Source organism: Mesorhizobium sp. M5C.F.Ca.IN.020.29.1.1, from assembly GCF_003997375.1.
GTDB classification, from domain to species: Bacteria; Pseudomonadota; Alphaproteobacteria; order Rhizobiales; family Rhizobiaceae; genus Mesorhizobium; species Mesorhizobium wenxiniae.
This window is the reverse complement of the sequence record NZ_RZSW01000352.1, coordinates 1-6,591: the sequence shown is the minus strand read 5'-3', so window position 1 is coordinate 6,591 and position 6,591 is coordinate 1. Positions and strand designations below refer to the sequence as shown.

The window sequence follows — 6,591 nt, the reverse complement described above, 5'->3', positions numbered from 1 at the left end:
CTCCGACCGGTTGATGGCAAGCTACTGGGGCAGCGGGCGCAGCGACGAAGTCCACCGCCGCGCCTTTGCTAATTCGCTTTGCGTCGGCGCCTATTGCGACGGCAAGCAGGTCGGCTTCGGCCGGGCAATCACCGACCGCACGGTGTTTGCCTATCTGGCCGATGTCATCATCTGGCCGGAATATCGTGGGCAAGGGATCGGCACGCGGCTTGTCCAGGCGCTTATCGATCATCCGGATTGCAAGACAGTCACGCACTGGAGCCTGTCGACGAATGATGCCCACGCGGTTTACGAAAGACTTGGCTTCAGGCCGTCCACCGATGGCCGCTACATGCGGCTCGATCGTATTCCGGTAGCCTGAGTGGACGACGACGGCGCACAACCCGCGATTGTTGCAAATCTTGTGACTGGTTGGACCAGATGCGCTTTCGGTCGCTCTCTGGCTTGGCGACGCGTTGAGGCATCTCTATAAGAACGGTTCCGCGATTCCCCTTTCGGGAGGACCGAATGCCAGGATGTGACATCGTTATGCGAGGCCGCGAAGCCTAGGTCTCAGGTGGCCCGCCGGAAGGTTTTCACCTTCATGGCCAAGCCGAATTGACAACAGGCCTTCGTCGATGCCGGTCGCCGCCCGTATTCGGGTGAGCCGCCAAATATGCCGAACCTCCGCATTCCCGGGCGCTAATTCGCCCTACGCGGTTTTTTCAATTTTCGACCTTACCGGGACCGGGCTCGTTTGCGCCCGAATGACATCATGGCTCGTTTTCAGATAGATTTGCGCGCGGGCGCCTTTCGCAGCGTTCTCGGCTTCGCGCTCAGTCATTGGCGGCGTCAGCCGTGGCGGCTTTCGCTCATCATGGGCACGTTCCTGCTGTCGACGTTGGCCGACGTGCTGACGCCGCTCTATTCCGGCCGACTGGTCGATGCCGTTGCCAGCAGTGCTGCAGCGGACGATGTCGCGTGGAATGCGGCGATGGCGGCCTTTTCGATGCTGGTAGCCTTGGCGCTCACCGGCGTTGTGCTGCGCAATCTCGCCTTCATGGCCATCGTCGAACTGACCCTGAAGATGATGGCGGATATCGCCGCCGACGCCTTCCATCGCGTCCAGCGCTTCTCGACCGACTGGCACGCCAACAGCTTCGCCGGATCGACCGTGCGCAAGATAACCCGCGGCATGTGGGCGCTCGACCTGCTCAACGACACGATCCTGATCGCGCTGCTGCCGTCCCTCGTCATGCTCGTCGGCTCGACGCTGCTGCTCGGCTGGTTCTGGCCGCTGATGGGTGCTGTCGTCGCCGCAGGTTCGGTGCTGTTCATCGCGGTAACGGCGCTGCTGTCGCTTGGCTATGTCGCGCCTGCGGCAAGGCTTGCCAACGCGTGGGACACGCGCCTGGGCGGTTCGCTGGCCGATGCGGTGAGCTGCAACGCCGTGGTCAAGGGTTTTGGCGCCGAGGAGCGCGAGGAGACGCGCCTTGCCAAAGTCGTCGCCAGATGGCGCGCGCGTACGCGCCGCACCTGGGTGCGCGGCACCATCAACGGTACCACGCAAGGGTCGATGCTGCTGCTTCTGAGAGCAGCGGTGATCGGACTTTCGCTGCTTTTGTGGTCGTGGGGGCAGGCGAGCGCCGGCGATGTCACCTTCGTGCTGACCTCGTTCTTCGTGCTGCAAGGCTATTTGCGCGACATCGGCACGCACATCCGCAATTTGCAGCGCTCGATCAACGACATGGAGGAACTGGTCGACTTCCAGTCCGAGCCGCTCGGTATCGAGGATGCGCCCGGCGCCAAACCGATCCGCATCACCGACGGTCGCATCAGCTTCGACAACGTCACCTTCCATTATGGCAGCCATCGACTGCCGCTCTATCGCGACTTTTCGGTGGATATCGCGCCGGGCGAACGCATCGGGCTGGTCGGCCATTCGGGCTCGGGCAAGACGACCTTCGTCAAGCTGATCCAGCGCCTTTACGACGTGAACGCGGGAACGATCCTGATCGACGGCCAGGATATTGCTGGGGTGGCGCAGGCATCGCTGCGCGGGCAGATAGCCATCGTCCAGCAGGAGCCGATTCTGTTCCACCGGTCGCTGGCCGAAAACATCGCCTATGCCCGGCCGAGCGCCACGCAAGCCGAAATCGAGCACGCAGCACGGCTGGCAAGTGCGCACGACTTCATCGTCGGCCTGCCGAAGGGTTACCGCACGCTAGTCGGCGAACGCGGCGTGAAACTATCGGGCGGCGAGCGCCAGCGCGTGGCGATCGCGCGGGCTTTCCTCGCCGACGCGCGGATCCTCATTCTGGACGAGGCGACATCCAGCCTCGATTCGGAATCGGAGGTGCTGATCCAGCAGGCGATGGAGCGGTTGATGGTTGGCCGCACAACGCTCGTCATCGCGCACCGGCTTTCGACGGTACGGGCGCTGGACAGGCTTCTGGTGTTCGATCGCGGCCGCATCGTCGAAGAGGGTTCGCATGACCAACTGATCCGGCTGCAGGGCGGCATCTACCGCCGGCTGTTCGAGCGCCAGGCGCTCGAATTGACCAAGGGGCTGGCGATCTGACGCTTACAGCGCCGCGTGTCTTAATGGCGCGGCGCTGCTGCCTTTTCATCGCCCTCGTCATGTTCTATGTCTGCGGCCAAGCGCGGGGGCGTGTCTTGTCAACAGCAAAACCATCCGGTACGCCCCGTTCATGACAGTTACCGTCCGTTTCGCCCCTTCACCCACCGGCCGCATTCATATCGGCAATGCGCGCACTGCGCTGTTCAACTGGCTGTTCGCCATGAACAACAAGGGCCGCTTCATCCAGCGTTTCGACGACACCGACGTCGCCCGCTCGACGCAGGAATTCTCCGACGCCATCCTCTACGACCTACATTGGCTAGGGATATTTCCGGACGCGACGGAATTCCAGTCACGGCGCTTCGAGATCTACGATGCGGCGGTGGAGAAATTGAAGGCGGCGCGCCTTCTCTACGCATGTTACGAAACACCGGAAGAGCTCGATCTCAGGCGCAAGGTGCGCCGTACGCGCGGCCTGCCGCCGGTCTACGGCCGCGAAGCGCTGACGCTAACCCCTGAGCAGATCGCCGAATACCAGTCCGATGGTCGGCGGCCGCATTGGCGCTTCCTCCTGCCCAATTTCACCAGCGATCCCCTGCAGCCGGAGCGCACCGAAATCCACTGGAACGATCTGGTGCGCGGCGAGGAAACCGTCGACCTTGCCTCGCTTTCCGACCCGGTTCTAATGCGCGAGGACGGCACCTATCTCTATACTCTGCCCTCGGTGGTCGATGACATCGAGATGGGGATCAGCCATGTCATCCGTGGCGACGACCACGTCACCAACACGGGCGTGCAGATCGCGCTGTTCCAGGCACTGGGTGCCGAGCCGCCGGTGTTCGGCCACCACAATCTGTTGACCACTGCATCGGGCGAGGGCCTGTCGAAGCGGAGCGGCGCGCTGTCCATCGAGAGCCTACGCGAGACCGGCATCGAACCGATGGCCGTTGTCTCGCTGGCCGTGCTTGTCGGCACGTCGGAAAACGTAGTGGCGGTGCCTGATATGACCGAGCTTGCCCGGCGCTTCGATCCGGCCGCGACGTCGAAATCCGCCGCCAAATTCGATCCGGACGAGCTCTTCGTGCTCAACCGCACACTGCTCCACCATATGCCGTTTTCCGAGGCGCGCGACCGGCTGATCGTGCTCGGCATTTCCGGCGAACAGGCCGAGCCCTTCTGGCTGGCGGTACGCGGCAATCTCGACAGGCTGGCCGATGCAGCAATCTGGTGGCGCACACTTCGCGACGGCCCGCAGGAGCAGCCGGACTTTTCCGACGTCGACCGCGATTTCCTGCGCCAGGCGTTCGACCTTTTGCCGGAAGACCCCTGGAACGGGTCGGTCTGGAAGGAGTGGACGGGCAGGATCAGGGAAGCGACCGGCCGCAAGGGCAAGGCGCTGTTCATGCCGCTCAGGCTGGCGCTTACGGGGCAGCCTTCGGGGCCGGAGCTTGCAGATCTGTTGCCGCTGCTGGGTCGGGAAGGAACGTTGGCCCGACGACCCTGACCTTGCGCCGTCCCGGCGGCGGCAAAGTCGTCGGCGAGGGTTTGACGGCGAGGCGCTTGATGGCTTCGCGTTCGAGCCCGCCTTCGACATTTGCCAAAGTCTCGGGGTCGGCGCCTTGATCGGCTTTGGCGACAGGCACCGGAATGAGCGGCTTGGTCTCCACATCGGCCTCGGTCTGTTCCGGGCTTGGCGGATTGCCGGCAATGATCTCGAAATTCTGTGCAGCGTTGCAGCCGCAGGCCGGCGGGCGCAACGTTTCGGGCTGCTTGTAGAGATAGGCGGTCGGCAGTTCGCTGTAGGGCCTGCCGGTTACCGAAGACGTCATGTCAGCCGAGTCGTCGCCAATGCCGCGCGTATAAAACACCTGCATCTCGGTGCCGGGGCAACTAGAATCGCAGTTCTTCTGGTCGCGCTCGAAATCGCCCAGCGAGGCGGCATTCGACATCGGGAAGAAATAGCCGTCGCAGGTGCGCACGCACATTGTGCGGAATTCGCCGCCAAGGCGTGGCAGGTCCATGCCGTCGGGCTGATTGATCATGGTGGGGACACCGCGCTCTTCGTCGGGATCGCTCGGCTCGTCCAGCGCATCGGGGTGATTTGTGGCGTCGCCCAAAAGCCGATCGAGCAGGCTTTCTTCGCCGTTTTCACGGCTCGCTTCGAGGACAGGAGCACGCCTCGAAGGCACGACGCTGTCGCGACAGCCATTGGCGTCGAGTGAGGCCAATATGCGTGCGCGATCGCGGCGCGAGCCGCCGCCGGCGAGCTGCGCGCGCTTGACCTGCAGGGCATCGAGATTGGCGTTCATGCGGTCGAGCGTGGCCTCGAGTGCGGCGCAAGCGTTGCGATTGCGGCCGAGCAGCGAAAAGCCGCAGCCGGCGCTGTCGGACTGGCGGCTTACCTTGGAAATCTGCTCCCGCTGCCGCACGATCGCATCATCGTATTTCCTGAGCAGGGCCGGTTTGCCGCCGCCACCGCGCGAAACGGTCGCGAGATCGGCTTCCAGTTGCCGGCAAACACGGGAGGCGGCCTGCGGCTGAGTGACGGCAAAGCCTGATAACGCCAGGGCACCAAGCAGCGCCGCGGCATGCGTCAGCTTCCACCCTCCGCCCGTCATTCGCCGTGAACTCCGTTTAACCGCCCGTCGCGAAAGCTACCGCTTTGCGTTCATTTATCAGCTTACCGCGTAAAAGCCGTTTTAGCCCAGATTTACGACCGCCTGCGCCTTATGGGCCGCTTCGACCACGGCGAGCGCCGTCATGTTGACGACGCCACGTGACGTCACCGACGGCGTCAATATATGCGCCGGTCTGTCGGTGCCGAGCAGGATCGGGCCGACATGCAGCGCGTCCATCATCGCGCGCAGCGCGGTGAGCGTGATGTTCGCCGAATCGAGATTGGGAAAGACCAGCAGATTGGCTTCGCCCTTCAGCCGCGAATGTGGATAGACCCGCTGGCGCAGCTGCTCCGACAAAGCCGAGTCGGCATGCATCTCGCCGTCGCATTGCAGGTCTGGCGCGATGCGCGCCAGGATTGCCGCCGCCTGCCGCATCTTGAGCGCGCTTGGCGAATCGCGTGAGCCGAAATCCGAATGCGACAGCAGGGCGGCCTTGGGTTCGATGCCGAAGCGCTGGATTTCTTCGGCCGCCAACACCGTCATCTCTGCGATCTCCTCGGCCGTCGGATCGACCGTGACGTGGGTGTCGGTGAGGAAAATGATGCCTCGCTGCGAGATCAGCATGGAAAGCGTCGACAGGTCATGATCCTTGATACCGGCGCGCGGGCCGATGATCAGGGTGACATTGCGCAAATGCCGCTCAAAACGTCCTTCCAGGCCGCAAACCATGGCGTCGGCATCGCCACGCTTCAGGGCAAGTGCGGCGATCACCGTGTTGTCGGTGCGCACCAAAGTGCGGGCGGCCTCCGTCGTGACGCCGCGCCGGCCGGCGAGTTCGATCAAAAGGTCGACATAGTGGCGATAGCGTGGGTCGTCCTCGGGATTGATCAGGCCGAAATCGACGCCCGGCTTGATGCGCAGTCCGTAGCGTTTCAGCCGCACCTCGATGACGTGCGGGCGGCCGATCAGGATCGGCTCGGCGATGCCTTCCTCCAGCACCACCTGGGCGGCACGCAACACGCGCTCATCCTCGCCGTCGGCATAGATGACGCGCTTGGCATTCGACGTCTTGGCCATCGTGAACACCGGCTTCATCACCAGGCCGGAGCGGAAGACGAAGCGGTTCAGCGTGTCGATATAAGCGGCAAAGTCGGTGATCGGCCGTGTCGCGACGCCGGTGTCGCAGGCGGCTTTGGCCACCGCCGGAGCGATGCGCAGGATCAGCCGCGGGTCGAAGGGCGAGGGGATCAGGAAATCAGGCCCGAAGATCGGCGTTTCGCCGGAATAGGCGCGCGCGGCGACATCTGACGGTTCCTCGCGGGCAAGGGCAGCGATCGCCCGCACCGCGGCCATCTTCATCTCTTCGTTGATGGCGCTGGCGCCGCAGTCCAGCGCGCCACGGAAAATATAAGG

Annotated in this window: 5 protein-coding genes; 3 read left to right on the top strand and 2 right to left on the bottom strand. The window is 63.6% G+C overall.

Annotated elements, in window-relative coordinates:
- The 3 genes from EOA85_RS23770 to gltX form a co-directional block, all read left to right on the top strand.
- A partial coding sequence (locus tag EOA85_RS23770) for a GNAT family N-acetyltransferase (protein ID WP_164759834.1) occupies positions 1–361 on the top strand: 361 nt, incomplete at its 5' end.
- A gap of 393 nt (positions 362–754) precedes the next feature.
- The gene (locus EOA85_RS23765; RefSeq protein WP_127211390.1) at positions 755–2,560 is read left to right on the top strand and encodes an ABC transporter ATP-binding protein; all 1,806 of its coding nucleotides are present in this window, start codon (positions 755–757) and stop codon (positions 2,558–2,560) included.
- 130 nt (positions 2,561–2,690) lie between these two features.
- Positions 2,691–4,064, top strand: coding sequence for a glutamate--tRNA ligase (gene gltX, locus EOA85_RS23760; protein ID WP_127211389.1), 1,374 nt, complete (start codon positions 2,691–2,693; stop codon positions 4,062–4,064).
- Here gltX and EOA85_RS23755 read toward each other — a convergent pair.
- Together EOA85_RS23755 and EOA85_RS23750 are read right to left on the bottom strand one after the other, a co-directional pair.
- Positions 3,982–5,178 carry a DUF2865 domain-containing protein gene (locus EOA85_RS23755; RefSeq protein WP_127211388.1) on the bottom strand — a complete coding sequence of 399 codons (1,197 nt, stop codon included), beginning with the start codon at positions 5,176–5,178 and terminating at the stop codon, positions 3,982–3,984. The two genes, gltX and EOA85_RS23755, sit on opposite strands and share 83 nt — an antisense overlap.
- Before the next feature lie 81 nt (positions 5,179–5,259).
- On the bottom strand, positions 5,260–6,591 hold a 1,332-nt coding region (locus EOA85_RS23750), incomplete at its 5' end, for a phosphate acyltransferase (RefSeq protein WP_281033778.1).

What these genes read in the sequence shown, in the direction of transcription:
- EOA85_RS23765 (WP_127211390.1), top strand. Translation starts at nt 755, where the DNA reads ATGGCTCGTTTTCAGATAGATTTGCGCGCGGGCGCCTTTCGCAGCGTT.
- gltX (WP_127211389.1), top strand. Translation starts at nt 2,691, where the DNA reads ATGACAGTTACCGTCCGTTTCGCCCCTTCACCCACCGGCCGCATTCAT.
- EOA85_RS23755 (WP_127211388.1), bottom strand. Translation starts at nt 5,178, where the DNA reads ATGACGGGCGGAGGGTGGAAGCTGACGCATGCCGCGGCGCTGCTTGGT.